At 41.4% G+C, this 19394-nt stretch carries 14 protein-coding genes; 10 read left to right on the forward strand and 4 right to left on the reverse strand.

Going from position 1 to position 19394, the window contains the following annotated elements:
- Positions 1–139: 139 nt before the first annotated feature.
- The 3 genes from ACO6S2_RS15985 to ACO6S2_RS15995 all read right to left on the reverse strand — a co-directional run bounded on the left by ACO6S2_RS15985 (position 140) and on the right by ACO6S2_RS15995 (position 8546).
- On the reverse strand, positions 140–4066 hold the full coding sequence (locus ACO6S2_RS15985; protein ID WP_422359564.1) for an Ig-like domain-containing protein: 3927 nt from the start codon (positions 4064–4066) through the stop codon (positions 140–142).
- Positions 4067–4102: 36 nt separating this feature from the next.
- The gene (locus tag ACO6S2_RS15990; RefSeq protein ID WP_422359565.1) at positions 4103–7786 is read right to left on the reverse strand and encodes a tail fiber domain-containing protein; all 3684 of its coding nucleotides are present in this window, start codon (positions 7784–7786) and stop codon (positions 4103–4105) included.
- Between the two features lie 160 nt (positions 7787–7946).
- Complete coding sequence (locus tag ACO6S2_RS15995) at positions 7947–8546, reverse strand: ribonuclease HII (RefSeq protein ID WP_422359566.1); 600 nt, start codon at positions 8544–8546, stop codon at positions 7947–7949.
- A 78-nt stretch (positions 8547–8624) separates the two neighbouring features.
- Between ACO6S2_RS15995 and ACO6S2_RS16000 the strand changes: the two genes are divergently transcribed.
- The 6 genes from ACO6S2_RS16000 (at position 8625) to ACO6S2_RS16025 (ending at position 14456) form a co-directional block, all read left to right on the forward strand.
- Entirely contained in the window at positions 8625–9254 is a 630-nt protein-coding gene (locus ACO6S2_RS16000) for an L-threonylcarbamoyladenylate synthase (RefSeq protein WP_422359567.1), read from the forward strand.
- A 94-nt stretch (positions 9255–9348) separates the two neighbouring features.
- Positions 9349–10536: a phosphoglycerate kinase gene (locus ACO6S2_RS16005; protein WP_422359568.1), complete on the forward strand. Its 1188-nt coding sequence runs from the start codon at positions 9349–9351 to the stop codon at positions 10534–10536.
- Between the two features lie 183 nt (positions 10537–10719).
- Complete coding sequence (locus tag ACO6S2_RS16010) at positions 10720–12693, forward strand: formylglycine-generating enzyme family protein (protein ID WP_422359569.1); 1974 nt, start codon at positions 10720–10722, stop codon at positions 12691–12693.
- A 45-nt stretch (positions 12694–12738) separates the two neighbouring features.
- Complete coding sequence (locus ACO6S2_RS16015) at positions 12739–13281, forward strand: RNA polymerase sigma factor (RefSeq protein WP_422359570.1); 543 nt, start codon at positions 12739–12741, stop codon at positions 13279–13281.
- Positions 13268–13819, forward strand: coding sequence for a hypothetical protein (locus tag ACO6S2_RS16020; RefSeq protein WP_422359571.1), 552 nt, complete (start codon positions 13268–13270; stop codon positions 13817–13819). The genes ACO6S2_RS16015 and ACO6S2_RS16020 overlap by 14 nt, the downstream gene beginning before the upstream one ends.
- A gap of 151 nt (positions 13820–13970) precedes the next feature.
- Entirely contained in the window at positions 13971–14456 is a 486-nt protein-coding gene (locus tag ACO6S2_RS16025; RefSeq protein WP_422359572.1) for a hypothetical protein, read from the forward strand.
- A 5-nt stretch (positions 14457–14461) separates the two neighbouring features.
- On the opposite strand, the gene ACO6S2_RS16030 is transcribed toward ACO6S2_RS16025, so the two are convergent.
- Positions 14462–16159, reverse strand: a complete 1698-nt coding sequence (locus tag ACO6S2_RS16030) for a pseudouridine synthase (protein WP_422359573.1) — start codon at positions 16157–16159, stop codon at positions 14462–14464.
- Positions 16160–16332: 173 nt separating this feature from the next.
- On the opposite strand from ACO6S2_RS16030, the gene ACO6S2_RS16035 reads away from it, so the two are divergent.
- The 4 genes from ACO6S2_RS16035 (at position 16333) to ACO6S2_RS16050 (ending at position 19385) form a co-directional block, all read left to right on the forward strand.
- Positions 16333–16902 carry a Crp/Fnr family transcriptional regulator gene (locus ACO6S2_RS16035; RefSeq protein WP_422359574.1) on the forward strand — a complete coding sequence of 190 codons (570 nt, stop codon included), beginning with the start codon at positions 16333–16335 and terminating at the stop codon, positions 16900–16902.
- Positions 16903–16992: 90 nt separating this feature from the next.
- A complete protein-coding gene (locus ACO6S2_RS16040; protein WP_422359575.1) occupies positions 16993–17409 on the forward strand; it encodes a hypothetical protein in 417 nt (138 codons plus the stop codon).
- Between the two features lie 78 nt (positions 17410–17487).
- Positions 17488–18159, forward strand: a complete 672-nt coding sequence (locus ACO6S2_RS16045; RefSeq protein ID WP_422359576.1) for a type 1 glutamine amidotransferase domain-containing protein — start codon at positions 17488–17490, stop codon at positions 18157–18159.
- Between the two features lie 101 nt (positions 18160–18260).
- Entirely contained in the window at positions 18261–19385 is a 1125-nt protein-coding gene (locus ACO6S2_RS16050) for an epoxide hydrolase family protein (protein WP_422359577.1), read from the forward strand.
- The last annotated feature ends 9 nt before the right edge of the window (positions 19386–19394 follow it).

The raw sequence follows: 19394 nt of genomic DNA on the forward strand, positions 1-19394 counted from the left end.
TAACCTAGTCGCTCACTCAATAAAAAATGAATATACTTTAATATAAGTATATAAATAGGCAAACCATATAGATGGCGACAATAAAAAAAGAGACCAATCAACCGATTAGCCTCTTTTACATGTTGTGGATTACTTAATATTATTCCTTAACAAACTTTAGGTTTAACTGCTGAGATTCAATTCGAAGCTTCAAAAAGTAAACGCCACTTTGATAATTGAAGAGGTCAATCTTAATTTCAGAACTATTCAACTGGTCCCTGAAAAAGACTTCTTGTCCTTGCATATTCACTACGCTAAGCTGAGCATTGTGCCAAGCTTTCGGCAAGTGAAGTGTCAAATGCTCTCTAGCCGGAACTGGAAAGAGTGTCACCTCTTCAGACGGATCATTTAAGCCAAGAACTTCTTCAGGTTCTTCTGGAATTATGATAGTGACGTCTAGCGCATTTGATGTAGACGAGCATCCCAGATCAGATACTACGACCACCTGATAAGACCCGCTTGCTGTAGGTTCGTAAGTAGCACCTGTGGCTTCGCTGATATTAGATTCGTCCAATGACCAGGTATAGGTATAACCTTCCACGTCAGCCACCTTCAACAAATCTTCTTCTTGAGTAAGCGTAGCTTCTGGCAATGGATTAAAGTCAATGTTTGTTTCAAACCTTTCATCTGTTTCTGTAGACTGACCATCCACTCCTACAACAAACAACGTAGTAGCTGTCGTAGATTCAAAGGTATTTCCTCCATCCTGGAGTAACTCATCATTATCATCATACCACCTATAGTCGAAAGCGCCACTTGCAGAAACAGATGAGGTTCCCCCTAGGCAACTTTTAGACTGAGTAAAAGACAATGTAACGTCATAAGTCAATTCTGATATATTGAGTGTAAGGACATCCTCTACAAAAGCACCAGATCCATCAGTCGCTCGATATACCACCTGACTCTGACCAACATCAGCTAAGGTGGGTGTACCAGAAACCGTTCCTCCGATGTTGGCCAGCCAATCAGGTTTGCTTTCTACCGTATAGGTCAATACATCACCTTCATCAATGTCCTTGAAATTTCCTTCAGGAAAATCAAAGCTGAATACTTCACCAGTAAACACAGACCTTGTTCCTGCTGTCTGAACAGCCTCAGGCGTATCATTTACATTGATAATCGCAAACTCAAAGGTGGCTCTAACAGATCCCCCAGCATCGGAGGCTAATATGGTAACCTGATCAATACCAACATCATCATTGGTAGGGCTGCCACTTAAAATATCCCCACTCTGAGACATCCAATCCGGTTTGCTTTCCACCAAATAGGTCAAGGTTTCGCTGTCTATATCATCGAACAAAGTGGTAATATCTGTATTAAAATCACCGTCCTGGTTCAAGTCAGACAAACTACCATCAACATAAGGCAAGTCGTTCACTCCTGAAACATTCAATGTAAAGGCCTCCTCTGAAGTATCACCATCATCTGCTGTAATGGTGATTACAGTCGAGCCATTTTCATCAGCTTCCGGAGTCAATGATAGGAAATAGAAATCACCCTGATTATCGGTTTGTACGATATTAGCATCTGTCAGCAAAGACTGATCACCCGAAACCACTGAGTAAGTAAATGAATCGCCTTCCGGATCTTTGATCTCAATCAAAAGATTTTCCAACACACCATCCTCTTTCATTGTTTGGTTAGAAACAGAGGTAATTACCGGTGGATCATTGATTGGATTTATCGTAAGGTTAAACTCTTCAATCACAGACTCTCCACTTGTGGTTCCAACCAGTACCATGTCATTACTACCATTAGCGTTTGACGTACTGGTCAATGTCATCATTTCACCATCGATCGAAGCATTGACTAAACTAGCACCTAGCAAATTATAGGTAAAGACAGCATTGGCATCCCGGCTATCTGCAAAAACATCAGAAATATCAACAGTTAGTGTACCAAAGTCTTCATCTTGGGCTGAAAGAACTATTTCATTTGCAACAGAAAGCTCAATTGGACTGGCATTTACTGTAAAGACCACATCAAAGGAAGCATCCGTGCCTCCTCCTCCATCCGAGGCAGAAAACGTCACCGTCTCTGTTCCAGTCCCAACATAACTAATGGTAGCTATTGAAGTTCCTGCCCCCAATCCAGTGATACTTACCACTGTTCCGCCTGAATTATCACTATAAGTCAAGCCCGATGAAGCCGTTTCTGCGTCAGAGAAATAAGAAGAAAAGTCAACATCATAGGAAATAAAGCTTTCTACCAACACCTGATCCTCTAGTTCAGATTCCACTTGCGGGTCATCATTTACCGCGTTGAAAGTCACATCGAATGTCACTGTATTAGATAAGGCATTGCTCGCTCCGGACCCATCATCGGCGACCACAGTTACAGTTGATGACCCATTGGCATTGGCTCTTGGAACTACGCTTAGCGTGTTATTCGAAAACTCTACTGTTGCCAGTCCAGGATTTGCAATGGATCCGTAATAGCTAAAAATAATCACATCTCCATCATCATCTGTGGCACTGAGGTTAACAGAAATAGTTTCATCCTCATCAGCCGTCTGATCACCTACAGCCGCTAAAACAGGAGCATCGTTAACAGGTGTCACCTCCACATCTAACTGCTTCAGCACCAGATACTCCTCATCTGTTCCCACCTCTTCTACCCAAACATTGATCGTAGCTACTCCATAGTACCCGGCAGTTGAACTAAGTTCTAGCACACCGTCTACCACTTCAGCCATGATATCTGGGTTGTCAGATTCTGTATCAAAAATCAGTGCATTATCTGGGTCTGAATAGGTCAGCGTAACTGATTTTGAGTCATCCTCGGCCCATTGCTGATCTGGAATATCTGACAATTGTGGCACATCATTTACTTCCTGAATAGCCATAGTCACCTCGCCAGATTCGTAGCTATTGCGTATGGGATTAAACACCCTAAAAGTAAAATCATCATCTCCACCGACCTCAGCGGTAGCGGTATAAGTCGTTTCCCAAATACGGATGTTGTTGGACGATTCCACAAGAGTCAACGACCCAAGCACACCTTGATCAGGATTTTTCGTCCATTCCACCGTGGGTTCAGCATCAAACCCTGCAAAATCTACAGCTACCAATTTGACGGCAACTGATTTGTTTTCGGGTACTGACATATCGCTTCCTACCACAAAATAGTCTCCATCTTCGCTAGCTAATATTCTACCTCCAGCAGCGTTATCCAGGATAAAGGAGTTGAAGGACGAATAACCATTTGGTGCCGTAACTAAAACAGTAACGAGCACCTGGTCCGTAGTATATAAATAACTATGCGTGCTTTCATCCACTGCAAATGAATAAGAAGCCGACAATGAAGCATAATCAAGCAACCCTGCATCTACCGACCCATTTTGAATATTTACAAATTGCGCATTCAAGGGATCGCTTATGTTATAGTAATTCACATCTACACCATAATTGGCATTGAATACCGTATCCGCAAATGTCAGCGTAAACGTATCTGAAGCTTTGCTCAGTCCAGTAACTTCATGAGGAGTATCTTCAAGTAAGAACTTAAATACCACCTGAGCCACGTTAGAACTCTCAGTTGTGTTCACTTCATTTACTTGAAACTCTAAAGTGTCCTCATAAATAATATCTGGGAGCAAATCAGGATTTGGTGTCAACAACAACTCATTAGTGGTAACTCCATCTGCAAGTGATAATGTACCATACTCAGGAGCACGCGTGATCTCAAATTCAATTGGTGCCCCTTCTGGGTCATAGCCATCGAGTTCAAGAATATCGCCCAATTCGTAATAAAACTGCACAGAAGTAGAAATGGCGACCGGTGGTTCGTTCACCTCCGGTTCGGCGAGGTCACCCAGCAAATAGCCTATTTTTCCTGTGTAGTCTCCTCCGGCGATTTTTCCCTGGACGTATTGTCCAGCCATACCAAAAGTCGTATAGCCACCGTTGCTGCCCCAGCCTGACCCAATATGGAGTGTACTCGGCACCAGCAAGGTATCCGGCTGCGCCACCAGCGTCTGCACCATGAGCAGCATTAAACTCATAAGATAATATCTTGTCGTTTTCATGTCTTTTGTGTTTTAGTTAAACAATCAAACAATCAATTATCTTGAAGCCGTTGCTTCATTTCCAGTCAAGGCCTGCTTGGCTAATAGTTTTTGTATAAGGTCAATTTTGATTTCAAGCTCATCCACTTTGGTCAGTTCTGCCTTCAATTCGGCATTCTCACCTTGCAGATTCGTTACTTGCTCTGACAATTCTTTCACTGCTTCGATCAACACGGCAGTCAAGGCAGCGTAGTTTACAGACTTGTAGCCTTCGTCATCAGTTTTCACCAATTGAGGGAATACTGCTTCCAGCTCTTGAGCCAATATGCCTACCTGTTCTTCTTTGTTGGTGATGCCTTTTTGCTTCTTAGCCAACTTATTCCAATTGTAAGTGTAACCGTTCAATTGCTGCGTTTTGGCTAAGGCATTGTCAATGGATTTTACATTTTTCTTGAAACGTGCGTCGGAAGTGTTGTTGTAGGACCCAGAAATATCTATGTCACCAGTGACCCCACTAATATGAACAAACCCATCTCCATTAACATTTACTATACCGCCAATACCATCACCATCACCTGCATCACTATCTCTACTCATGGAAACACCATCACCGGGGTCATTTATTAAAAATGAATTGGCAACTACTTCACCTTGAAACGAGGCGTCACCATTTGAACCATTGATAAAGGCTTGTAAACTGCTTCCCGCATACATTTCAAATACGCCCCCACCAGAATTATCATAGTTCATCACAATGCCATTATCATAAGCATTGTTGCCCATATTTATTCCTCCAGAACTAATATTCATACGAGAATCATTTCCCTGATTTGTAGAAAGCTCTAACTGTCCCCAATAATTCCCTGATCCGTCATCATCCACCGAAAACCTTACTTGCTGATCGTCATTATTATCTCTCATAAGGAAAGCTCCTTGATTTCCTGAGTTACCCCAATTGCTAATCATTTCAGCTTTTCTAGTCCAGAGATTACCTGTAGCACCGTCCATGTTAATCGAACTTGAATTGGATGCATCGTTTATATTGATGAAGCCAGCATCTCCTCCTTGTCCCATTTCTAAAGCATTCAGACCGCCATCGGAAGCATTTTTGAAGTCAATTCTACCACTACCATTCATTTCTATACCACTTTGATCGGTACTATTACTAATGAACATATAACCATGATAATTCGAAGAACCATCATCGTCTACTGAAGCTTGAATACGCCAGTTATCATTAGCATCTCTTAGGATCATAGCTCCTTGGCCATCATTACCCCAATTACTTTGTATTTCGGTGCGTGGGGTCCAAATGTTACCATTGGCACTAATGTCTCCATTTTCACCATTGATGCTAATCGTTTCCATAGGATTTCCTCCTCCATCATCTTGATAACTTCTTAATCCAATGTAACCGTAGCTACCTGCTCCTTCATTATTTACTTCGATAGAGGCCCTATTAATATCTCCATTACCAAAATCATCTGTACCATCTAGATAGACTCGACCTCTTTCATCTCCTCCATTTCCTTCCCACTCTTTATTGCCAATTCCAACATAATCATTTGCCCCTCTACTCAAATTTATCTGACTTGCTCTAATGTTTCCATTTCCGTCAATATCTACAGAAGTACCGTTCGTAGAACTAGAAACCGAAATATGCCCTCTCTCATCCCCGTCATCAAAAGTATTTAGTAAGATTAATTCATTCCCATTTTTCCAAAGACTGACAAAAGCTTCGTCACCATTCGGACCAGCCATGCCAAGTCGAGTAGAACCTATACCTGTTGGGTCATTGACTTCAAGTCCTCTTGAGGCGATATTTCCTTCGGCATAGACATCTCCATTTTCGCCATTCAAACTAATAGTGGTCAATCCATTTCCTCCACCATCATCTTGATAATTTTTAAGACCGAGAACTCCAAAACTTCCATTTCCATAATCATCCACATCCAAATAAATCCTTTGTGTATCCCCATTAGGTAAACCATCATCTGTTCCAGATAAATGGATAAAACCCCTTTGATCTCCGTTATTGCCTTCCCACTCTTTAGCACCAATATTAACATAGTCATTGGTTTCTGTTCCGAATACACCATTGGCAGATTTGCCAAGACCATGAGCATTAATGGTAAAAGAAGAACCATCCGTGCCGAATAAGGTAATTTCTCCCATTTCCTGAGGTGAGCCATCATCATACGAAGTAGCCTGCATCATAATCATATCCAAAGTATCCGGTGAACCATAAATCGCCATATAACCTAAATCAGACCTTCCTTCCCAAAATTTACCTCCCATCTGAAGCGAACTTTTCCACTCATTAGAATAAATATTGAGCTGTCCATAATCTTCACCTGCCCGAGCTCGTACTTTACCCTCATTGCCAGCACCCAATGTAAAAGTTGCTCCTGTTCCATGTGTCTGGATATATGCCTCTCCAAGCTTTTCCCAATCAGGGTCATCAGATTCAGGTACGCCAACCATTTGAAAATATGTTCCCCAGTCGTAATTTTTCATCCAAAACCCCGGATAGCGATTGCCATTGGAGCTCCTTATTCTGTCATTATACATAAAAAAATGACTGGTCGTATCATTAGACATCAATTGAAAGGTTTTTTCACCAAGACGGTCATACAAATCCAACCCTCCATTTTCGTATGAAGTCAATTTAGCTCTTACTTCATCGTTGGAATTTTGCACTTGTATGGAATCAAATACCCCAGATGAGTTTCCCGTTCCACCAGTATTAATTGGTAGTCCATTGACCATCAGGTCTCCATTCACGTTTACGTCACCATCAAAATATCCTGCCCAGTTTTCTGTTCCATTACCAGCAAGGCCATATACACCGTAATTTCGACCAACACCAAAAGCATTACCTGACACTCCGTAATTCGACACTGTATCAGAAGACCCAGCACTTGATATACCGTGCACACCAAAATTGGTTACCCCTTCGGTACCGAAGTTAGAACCTTCTACGCCAGTATTATTCCAGGCATTTCCTCCAGCATTACCCTCGACTCCAAAATTGATCGAGCCTTCTCCGAAGTTGTATCCGGTAGACCCATCACCTGTACCCGCAGCATAACCTTTCACTCCATGATTATATTTTCCACCCCCGGCACCATAGCCCATCACTCCTCGGTGGTTCCCTGTTCCATCACCAGCAGCTTGACCATACAATCCATTTTGAGTATCTACATTGCCATTCCCAGAAACGGCAAAACCTTCAACCCCAGTATTTTGAGTTGCCGACTGTGCTACTCCTTCAAAGGCAGAGGTCTGCGCATCTCCAACGCCATCAACAACCATAGTTAGTCCGTTGAACTCTGTACCATCCTCATCAAAAGTTCTTTCAATCTGACCTGGCATATTCTGACCTACTATAGCTTTACTGATAAAAGGTGAATGCAGTGCAACAGTTGCTACATCATTACCACCAATATTCACAACCAAATCTGGTGTAGTTCCTGTGGTAAATAGGTCATCAGGAAACGCTGTAGCCTCACCTAACACTACGGCATACACCCCTTGGGTTACACTTACATTGTTATGTGTTTCTGTCCATGCCGGATCAGCTATGGTAAATGTAATATTCACAGTACCGTTCACTGCGGTACCCCCTTGATACAATGTTCCTTGGAAAGGAATCACCTGGCCCTCTTGTGCCAATGAGTTTGAAATGGATAGTAATGCTGCAAACAACATCACTATACATGAATTGTAAACTAGCTTCATAATTCTGGTTTTGTTTGAAATTTTATTCCTAGGCAGGATGGTATTCAAATGACACCAGAATTATAGAGAATGTAAATACTCATATATGAGTAATTAGCTCATGCATTATTAGCATAATTCAATTATTACTTATAGAAGTAATAGATTAACTACACATGTATTAAAATAATTCAAGCTGTTCAGGAAGCAACCGAAAGCTTTTACGGTGATGCGGTGTGACACCAAAGTCACGAATGGCCTGTCTATGAGCCTTAGTTGGGTAGCCTGCATTGGATTGCCAACCATACTCCGGAAATTCTTGATGCAAATCTCTCATTAGCTCATCCCTATAAGTTTTCGCCAATACAGAAGCTGCAGCAATGGCGTAGTATTTACCGTCACCTTTGATGATAGTTTCGTGCGGGATATCAGGATACTGTTTAAAACGATTCCCATCAATCAGAAGCAATTCAGGTCTAGTCCTTAACTGATCCACCGCCCGATGCATAGCAAGGAAGGAAGCATTGAGTATGTTGATTTCATCAATCTCGGTATGCGAGACTACACCAATCGCCCAGGCAATCGCATCAGATTTAATCTCGTCCTTTATGTCATTACGCTGCTTGAGACTAAGCTTTTTAGAATCGTTCAAAACCTGGTGTTTATAATCAGTTGGAAGAATCACGGCAGCTGCCACAACAGGCCCTGCCAAACAACCACGTCCAGCTTCATCGCATCCAGCTTCAACAATTCCTTCTTTATAAAATGGCAACAAAGACATGCTCCAAAAATAGGAATCTTGCGAAGAAAAACTCCTATTTTCAATGTATTCTGTACCTTCGCATTTCGTTTATTCAAAATGGCAAAAATAGGAACTGACATATCACATGCGGTGGCGTTGCTAAAGGCCGGAAAGTTGGTGGCCGTACCTACCGATACGGTTTATGGACTGGCTGGGCATGCGCAGAAAACGGGAACACTTAAGGAAATATTCACGGTAAAAAAAAGGCCACAAGACAAACCACTTATAGCTCAAGTAGATCATATCGAAAAGGCTAACGGTTTTGTGAAAAACATTCCCAACGGTGCTCGGATTCTTGCTGAAAAATATTGGCCCGGTGCACTTACATTGATATTTGAGGCCAGCAACAATGTGTCACCTATCATGGTGTCTGGAGGTACGACCATGGGCCTTAGAGTACCTGATCATAAAATGACCCTGGAGCTGCTGAATCAATTAGATTTCCCTCTAGCCGTAACCAGTGCTAACCTAAGCGGCCACGAAAGTCCAACTACAGCACAAGAGGTGAATGAACAAATCGGAGACAGCATCGAATATATTCTAGATGGCGGGACCAGCGAGATAGGATTAGAATCTACGATTGTCGGGTTTGAAAATAAGACGCCAGTAATATTCCGAAAAGGAGCCATTTCCGAAGAAGAAATATTGGCGACACTCAATTTAAACTTGAGTAAAAAAGAGAATTAAAATGAACATTAATAATAAATAACCGCATGACCCAAGAGACAGCACAGCTGTCATGATTGCTATAAAATTTATTAGATAATAAACACGAATTACAATGAACACACTTGATCAATTCAACTTTGAAGGAAAAAAAGCCTTAGTGCGGGTAGATTTCAATGTGCCTTTGAATGCCGAATTTGAAATCACTGATGACACTAGAATTAAAGCGGCTACGCCTACAATAAAAAAAATACTAGCAGACGGTGGATCAGCCATTCTGATGAGTCACTTGGGTCGACCGAAAGATGGACCTGAAGAGAAATTCTCTCTGAAGCATTTGGTATCCACACTATCCGAGAGATTCGGTACCACCGTCAAATTTGCCGAGGACTGTGTAGGTCAGGAAGCGATAGATTTGGCGGCCGGCTTACAAGCTGGCGAAGTGCTTCTGCTCAACAACTTAAGGTTCTACAAAGAAGAAACCAAAGGTGATGAAGCTTTCGCTGAAAAGCTATCGAAGTTGGGTGATGTGTATGTCAATGATGCCTTTGGAACTGCTCACAGAGCACATGCTTCTACTACTATTGTGGCGAAATTTTTCACTGACAAAGTATGTGGCTATGTGATGCAAGCGGAATTGGACAATGCTGAAAAAGTGTTGAACAATCCTGACAGACCCTTCACGGCCATCATGGGTGGGGCAAAAGTCTCAGATAAGATTTTGATCATTGAGAAACTATTAGACAAAGTGGACAACTTAATCATTGGCGGTGGTATGTCCTATACATTCACCAAAGCCAAAGGTGGTCAAATTGGAAACTCACTATGCGAAAATGACAAATTGGAGTTGACCAAAGAGCTGGAGGCTAAAGCCAAAGAGAAAGGTGTAAACTTGTATCTGCCGGTAGACAACAAAATCGCTGACGATTTCAATAATGATGCAAAATCTGACATCGTAGATGCAGACAAAATTCCTGACGGATGGATGGGACTAGACATCGGACCGGAATCAGTAAAAATATTCAGCGAAGTAGTGGCCAATTCTAAAACAGTACTTTGGAATGGGCCAATGGGCGTTTTCGAATTTCCAAATTTCGCAACAGGAACAGAATCCATAGCAGAATCAGTAGTTACGGCTACTGAAAACAATGGCTTCTCATTGATCGGTGGCGGAGATTCTGCCTCTGCAATCAACAACCTAGGCTACGGAGATAAGGTATCTTACGTCTCTACAGGTGGCGGAGCTTTACTTGAGTACATGGAAGGGAAAGTATTGCCTGGAGTGGCTGCGCTGGAAGACTAATTCTAAAATAAACGAATTAAGCGAAGCCTTTCTGGATCACCGGAAAGGCTTTTTTTGTGTTTAAACAAAAATAATTTTACCGTATTTGAACGCGAGTAAATTTCAAGTGTAATACCTTATGACCTCCGGAAGTCATTTAACTAAAAAATGTAAATGATGAATACGATAAAAAGAATTTGTGTTATGACTATTGTCCTACTGCTAGGACAACAACTTATTGCCGCCAATAAACCAGAGAGCATTCCTTCGAAATTGAGGGAAATAAAAACTACTAGCTGGTATCAATCCAAATTTCAAGCATGGGAAGTTTATCTAGAAGAAAATCCTGACAACCCTTCCGATTGGCTTGAATATTTTATAGCCGCTGCCTACTCAGGAGTTTCAAAATCAAAATTAGAAGAAATATCTGCTGATATAGCCACTAAATTTCAGAGCTCTTTTGAAGCGGCATACGCAAGCGCTAAAACTAACGGGTGGAGCGACATCGGAGTAAAACAAATGGCCAATGCTGTACAGTTAAGCAATTCACCAGCTACGATGGCCGAGGAACTTATGCTTGCAGAATTTTATCTTAATAAAAAAGGGAGGGAATCTGCTTCCAAGAAGTTATATAGTCAAAGTCAACTCCATGCAAGCAGCCTCAACTACAGCTATAATGTACTGATGTCTGTTGGTGAAAATGGCATCCTTTTTACCGAGGGAGAAAGTACGACCATCCCTATTTGGATATTGCAGGATGAAATGAATGTAAGAACGGATGTATCTGTAATAAACCTTGAACTTGCCACAAATCAAACTTATCTCAAGCGCAAACTTGACGACCTTGGTCTACAAATACCTACTGAAGAAAGTGAACTGAGTCTAAGCTATTCGCTCCCTAGAGCCAATCCCAATCGAGAATTTTACTTTGCACTCACGCTGCCAAAAAAGAACCTAAAAAAGATTGAAGATCGGTTGTACGTAGTAGGACTTACCTCTCAACTGAGCGATAGCAGAATTAACAACTACGCTATTTTAAAAGAGAATATCGAAAACAAATTCCTCCTGGACTACCTCACGGTAGATTTCAATGGAGAACCCAAAACAGCTACCGGACGGACCTATGAAGGCAATTATATCGTACCTTTTATACTTTTGAAAGAGCACTATGATAAGACGGGCAATGAACTGAAGTCTGGATACTGGACAAATCAAATTCTAAATGTAGCTGACCGATCCCATCTCAAAAGCAGGGTAGAAATGTTGCTCAACAAAAACGGATTGAAGTCCGCCAACTTCGTCATAACGGAAATAAATGTAAAAGAAATGGATAAGCAATTGACCAAAGTGAAAGACAACATCTATGCCTCCATATCAGAAACCACCAACGAACAATACGAGACTTTTTTAGATTATTTAATCAATAACGGATACGACGACTTGTATCAAAAGGCTCGGATAGACCTTTCGAAATATGATGGTGCTGCATTAGGCATGCACAAGAGTTACCACTTTGACTTACGCAAAAACTCCAAACACAAGGGCTCCCGCACAACCGATTTTAGTCAACATCCAGCCATGGACATGACGCACGAAGCAGCTAAAATCTACTGCGAATGGCTCACGGCACAATACAATGGGCAAGAGAAAAGGAAATTCAAAAAAGTGCAATTCAGGCTGCCCAGTGAGCAGGAATGGACAATGGCTGCGTTAGGTTACGTGGACTTTCAATCTTGGGTATTTGAAGACAATATTGTGAAAGCCAGGCCGTATGGGGAGGATAAACCGAAGTACTTTGAGGAATATAGAATTGGTGACTACGACAGCGTAAGCTATCCATGGTATCATTTCGACTGGTTTAAGTATAGAAACAGTATCATTAACAATAAAGGATGCTATTTAGCCAACACCAAGGCTCCCGAAATACCTGCCTGCCAAGGCCAGATGATAGGTGATGGTTTTACCTTTACAAATAAAGTAACAACCTATTTTTCTAATGATATGGGTCTGTTTGATGTAATAGGCAACATAGCCGAGATGATAGATGAAGAGGGCAAAGCGATGGGAGGAAGTTGGGATCACCCTGCAAACGAAAGTACAATAACCAGCGTGATGCAATATGAGCACTCTGAACCAACAGTAGGCTTCAGAGTATTTATGGAAGTAATTGAAGAATAGTTGGGATTATTTTCAAATTATACCAACAATTCAGATGAAAGGCTGATGATCCTTATCAAAGCTGGGGATCATCGAGCCTTTTCACATCTATATGACCGATATGCGCTAAGACTCAAAGCCTACTTTTACCGTATGCTTTGGTCAGACAGCAGCCTCGCAGAAGATTACGTGCATGACTTATTTTCAAAAATCATTGAGAAACCAGAACTTTTTCATGAAGGCAAATCCTTTCAACCCTGGCTATTTCGAATAGCATCCAACATGTGTAAGAATGCCTATCGAAAAAGAAGTTTTGAGACAGAATACTTGCAACAATTAGAAAACCAGGGCATAGAATTGCCTGTGATAGACAATAAACTGGACGAAGAAATCCTGGCCAATGAAATCTATAAAGCGCTAGAAAAATTGGATGAGGACAGACGCTCTCTTTTTTTGCTCAGGTATCAACAAAACATTGCAATCAAGGAACTAGCCCTCTTATTTGAATTACCTGAAGGCACTATAAAGACTCGATTGTTCCATATCAAAAAGAATTTGATTGGCGCTACGGAGAAAATTAAAAATATGATCAATTATGGCAATGAATGATTTAGAAAAATTCGACCACCTGATCCGCACCAAAACATACGATCAATTATCGGAGGCGGAAAAGCAATGGGTTTTGAATCAGCTACCCGATCGGGAGAGTTATGCTAAAATTCGAAACATTATCTTAAAGCTGCGCATTGAGACCACTCCAAAATTGGCCCCATCAACCAAAAGTGATCTGATGCACCAGTTTAAATCCAAACATAACAGTGCCGCTTACAAGTGGCTCAACTATAAAATTCCAGCACATTTAAGTTTTTTGTGCGCTATAGGTTTTGCATTGCTTGTTTGGTGGATGTCTCCTTCGAAAGAAGTCATTGTAGAAAAAGCTGTGACAGTACAGCTTCCCGGTAGAGTAGATACGCTAGTCATCCAGTCTAAACCAGACACTGTTTTCATCAATAAAGTACACCGTATAGAAGTGCCTGTATATATAACAAAAAAAGAGGAATCTAGTCCTGAAATGGACATTCAAGGATCGAGTATGGCTGAGCAGCACGAATTGGACGACTTCCTTGTCAGTAGTAGTTCACCGTGATAAGAAAAAACTCAACATTCAGATTTTAACTCCTCAAGCAAAATCTAAAACAAGCCTTTCTGAAATCTTCAGAAAGGCTTTTTCATTTACATCTTCTGAATCGTCATTCTGATTCTTTATTTTAGGACTCTCAAAACCAAACTCCAAAACTATGAAGTCGATTTTAGCCTTATTGTTTACTCCTTCTTTTCTCCTGCTTCAGGAAGTTCAAGCTCAATCACCTACCCCAACTACCGATCTCGATGGTAAATATTTTTTGATGAATCCTGAGCGATCGCCAAAAGGCGGAACGACCCAGGAGATGCTGGTACAGTATGTAGAACGAAATGGACAAAAGATGCTGGTAGCCGCGGCCTGTGAAGATGGATGCACACCCATGGTATTCTCCTACCAACCGGCACCCAGCGAAACGCTCGGCGCTCCAGTTTTCTACAATAGTTTTGGTTACTACATGCTTTCGTACGAAGGAGATAGCTTTATTTCCGTCATTCCGGATACACAACTGGGCAAGGACATTTGGAGATCTATCAGGTACAGCAATTTCTACAGCAAAAGCAAAGAGAAATCAAGTGCTATGACTGCAGATAAAATCAATGAAATAGCGATTGGAATTTCGAATCAGGTTATGGGCAATTAGTTATCCTAAAATTCAGGATCAAGCCTAAAAGTCATCTCCTTGCTTGTAATCGGATGAACAAATGATATCTCCGCCGCCTGCAAATGTAATCGACTGTCTGGCTTGCCATACAAATCATCTCCTACCATAGGAATATTGAAGCCATCCCGATGAGCGGCATGAACGCGCAGTTGATGTGTCCTGCCAGTAAATGGCCAAAGGTGTACGAGAGTCCTGCCGTTTTCTCTTTTAATGACCTTCCACTTAGTTGTAGCCGGTTTACCATGTTCAAAGCACACCAGCTGTCGAGGGCGATCTTCGATATCCGGGCGCAGCGGCAGCTCAATGACTCCCTCCTCACCTACGACACTACCTTCCAGCAATGCACTGTATCTTTTTTTAATCGATCTGTCCAAAAACTGATCCTGCAGATTTTTATGAGACTCCTTCGTTTTGGCTACCAACAGAAGCCCAGAAGTCGCTCGATCCAAACGATGAACCAACAATGGACCAGTGGCGTCCGGGTATCGTTTTTGCATTCTGGCTAAAACAGAATCAGCATTAGTCTTGCCCGGCACGCTCAAGAATTCGTGAGGCTTATTGATTACTAAAACAGAATCATCCTCGTAGATTGTTTCTAATCTCTTACGAGAAGTGAAAACACTTGCCATCGGACTTTCTTCTACATTCATACCATCCAGCATGTGTCCAAGAATCGGCTCACACTTGCCTTTGCATGACGGATAGAAATATCCGTGCTTTCTTACTTCAGATTTTGGTGACTGCCCCCACCAAAATTCAGCCATTGCCAAGGGTTTTAATTCATTCAGAAAGGCATATTGTAGCAACTTAGGTAATGCGCAATCTCCTGCTCCGGAAGGTGGAATTTTGAAAGCGGTCTCTTCAAAAATGTCACAAACGCTACGCGTCTTACCCTCTATATTTAAGAATTGATATTGATCAAAAATCCACTGTTGCAGATCATTGGACATCTGACGCCTTTTCTTTTTTAATGCTCTGGCCTGCTCTTCCCAGATCTGAAATGCTGTTTCTTTTTCAGCCAAGTCAGCCTTCCACTTTCTAACCAAATCCTTACTTTGGTAGTGCATTTGCATGCTCTCTGCCTTCAGCGCTTCATCCAGATTCTCAAATGCCTCCTTAGTCAAGTTTTGTCTTCCTCCTTCCCGCTTCAGGCTTCTTTGTTTCTTCGCTTCTTTTTGCAGTTTTTTTGATTCAGCCAATTCAGCCTTAGATTCACTTTGCGCTGATTCCCAATTAGTTTTAGCTTGCTGGTACTCTGGTGATTCCAACAATCTATACAGCACTTGATTGACCGCTTCGATAGCTTTTTCACCTTGGCGATAATGGCTATCCACGGCAAGGTAATCTACTACTGGAGGCACAAAACCGGGCAAATGATGCTCGTCTGCCAGCTTTCCTGAAAAAGCGGACAGAAAGCCCACCTCACCTTCCAAACTTTGAACCAACAAGACACCAAACATCTTCCCTACATTCACCCCATCTACCCAATGGTCTATACCGAAATCATGTTGCCAATCGGTTTGATTTTTTAAGGTATTTTGAAGTTGCTCAGCCGCAAGTTTGCACAAAGGGTGCGGCTCATAAAAGAAGGGATAGGTGAACTGCTCAGGCAAAGGTATGCCTGCTATGTTTTCACTAAATCCGGTGAATTGTAAGCCCTTCTTTGTCCCTGTTTGACTCATGAATGACAAAGGTAAATGGAATCAGATAAAGATGATGAGATTCATGTTTCCGCAATTGAATCTACCACTCGCAATAATGGTTTTATCTTGATTATTTTATTGTCATATCACAACCATTATCCCATGATTGCCGACTACTTTTGGGCGGTTAAATCTTATTAATATCAAACCAGATGGATAGCCAACTTAACACATATATAGAAAGTCGTGTAGCCATTGAAGCTTCAGAACTTGAGCAAATCAATGCTCTCTTTGAACCCATAAAAACTGTCAGAAACGAAATGCTTTGCAATATTGGTCAAGTCTGCAAACATTTCTACTTCATTAAAACAGGATGTCTGAGACTTTACGAAATAGACGATAAAGGCAATGACATTACAGGCTATTTTGCACTAGAAGAAAGTTTGATTTCGGCGAATACGAGTTTCATACTTCAAAAACCATCTCGTGACTGCTTAGTTTCATTGGAACCTTCAGAGCTCTTGCGCATCAAACGATCAGACTTCTATCATTTAGTGGAAACAATCCCTTCGTTTGCCAGTGTTTATCATCAGTTTATAGAATTTGCGTTTATCCATTCACAAATGCGCATTTACAGTTTTCTCGGAATGGAAGGAATAGACAAACTCAAATGGGTGATGGAGCATGAACCCAAATTACTTTCTAGAATCTCCAGTAAGGCTGTAGCCTCTTATCTGGGGATGACCAATTCCACCTTGAGCAAGTTGAAAGCGAAACTTTAAATCGTTGTCATAAGACAATTTTTTTCTTTCTGACACTCCCCAGCTTTGCTACATGATGAACAACGAAGTTCGCATGTAAACAAATAAACAATGCCTATTACAATAACAATTACCAAGGGAGTGATAGCCTCAGAAAGACATGGAAAAGTAGTTAAGGAAATTACTGATTCTTTTCTTGAAAAGCACGGTTTGGCAGGAAACACCGTCATGACACCCAATGTAACTACACAATTACACATACAACCCAAGAACGAAACCTTTTCCGCAGGTGAACCCATAGAAGGTGCTTGGGTAGAAATCAAATCACCATCCTTCGCATTGGCAGATAGAAAGGTACAGCAGGAATTCTTTGCAGCCGTCACTGAGATCATCTACAAACACTCAGATGCAACTTTGCCCAAAAAACATATTTGGACAAATGCGGTGCACACGGTAGACGGTAGCTGGAACATGGATGGCATCGCAATGACCAACGAAGAGTTAGGGGCAGCCATTGCTAAAGGTTAATTACTATTCAGATGCAGCGACCTCAAAACAACTCATACATCAGAATTTGAGGTCGTTGTTTACACTTAAAAAAGACTAATGAAACATATACTTTTTATTGTAACCAGTACTAACAAAACAGGTACAGGCCAGCATGCTGCCGGCTATGAATTTTCTGAAATCGCAGACCCCTACTGGGAGTTTATCAAGAAGGGATATACTGTAGATTTTGCCAGTATCAAAGGAGGACAGCCACCTTTCGTTGGTTATGATCATTCGCAACCATCGAGCAAAAACTTCAGGGCAAGCAATGGATTCAAAAGATTAAACTTTAGCCATACGCTGCTGAATGTAGATACCGAGGCCTATGACGCCATTTTCTTTCCAGGTGGGCTAGGCTTAATGACAGATATGTTGAACAATCCATTAGTAAAAAGGGTAATCAAAGAGGTTTATGAAAATGAAAAAGTTATTGGGGCGGTTTGCCACGGGCCTGCTGCCTTGCTTAACGTGAAGTTATCCGACAACCGTTTTTTATTAGAAGGGAAGCAGATTAATTCATTTACTCAAGAAGAAGAGGACGAAGATAAACACTGGCTGATAGATGTCATTCCATTCATGTTGGAAGACGAACTGATTAAACAAGGTGCTATTTTTTCAAAAGAAAAACCTTTTCAAAAGTATGTAGTATCTGATGGCAATTTAGTAACCGGACAAAATCCAGCATCAGCTTCGGGTGTAGCCCAAAAAATGATTGAACTTTTATCCTAACAGATTATTAATTGATTCGTTCGACCTAGATGGACTGGTTTGTTCCATACGAACCAGCATCTGGGTACGAGCATTTTTAAAACCCATTAATTGAAACAAGCATGATTGAGCCATACAAAATCAATATCCGACAAGAAGTCCTGGATGATTTAAACTTAAGAATTAAAAACAGTCGTTGGCCTGATGAGATCAATAACTCAGGTTGGGAATACGGAACTAATCTATCATACATGAAGGAATTGAGTAACTACTGGCTTCATGACTTCAGCTGGAGGAAAATCGAAGATGAGATCAATGCTCATCCTAATTTCGTTGCTAATATAGATGGACATCAAATTCATTATTTACACATCAAAGGCAGAAGTAAAAACTCTACACCCTTAATCATAACACATGGGTGGCCAGGGTCATTTCTAGAAATTCTAAAACTCATCCCGCTTTTGACCAACGACGAAGCATTTTCATTTGATTTGGTCATTCCCTCGGTTATAGGCTTTGGCTTCTCTAGTAAGTGTGTAGAACGTGGATGTGACAATGCCTATATAGCGGAGCTGTGGCACAAACTGATGCTTAAACTGGGCTATACCAAATATGGCGCTCAGGGAGGAGATATAGGCTCTGGAATAAGTACTCGGTTGGCTCAAAAATATCCCGATCATATCCTCGGGCTGCACCTTAATTATGTCTCTGATTCTTTTCAACCATATAATCAAGAAGAGCTGACACCAGAAGTGATCAAATACAATCAAGGACTTGAAGAATGGGCGGCAAGGGAAGCTGGATACGCATATATTCAAAGTACAAAACCAATTACATTAGCCTACGGTTTGAATGATTCGCCCATTGGATTATGTGCCTGGATAGTGGAAAAAATGAACAGCTGGAGTGATCATGAAGGCCACCTTGAAAACATTTTAACAAAGGATGAAATTTTGGCTAATGTTACACTCTATTGGGTGACTCAATCCATACATTCTTCGGTAAGAATATATAACGAAAACAGCAAGAACCCCATGAAATTTGGTGCCAATGATTTCGTCAAACCACCAGTTGCTTATGCCAATTTTCCAAAGGAAATATCAAGACCTCCAAAAGCCTATATGTCGCAGGGATACCACCTCACACAATGGACCGACATGCCCAAAGGAGGCCATTTTGCAGCTTTGGAACAGCCCGAGTTATTGGCTCAAGACATCATGGAATTCTATAGGAAGTTTAATGATTGATCTGTTTGA

The sequence above is a fragment of the Reichenbachiella sp. genome, from assembly GCF_965233835.1.
Classification (GTDB): Bacteria; Bacteroidota; Bacteroidia; order Cytophagales; family Cyclobacteriaceae; genus Reichenbachiella.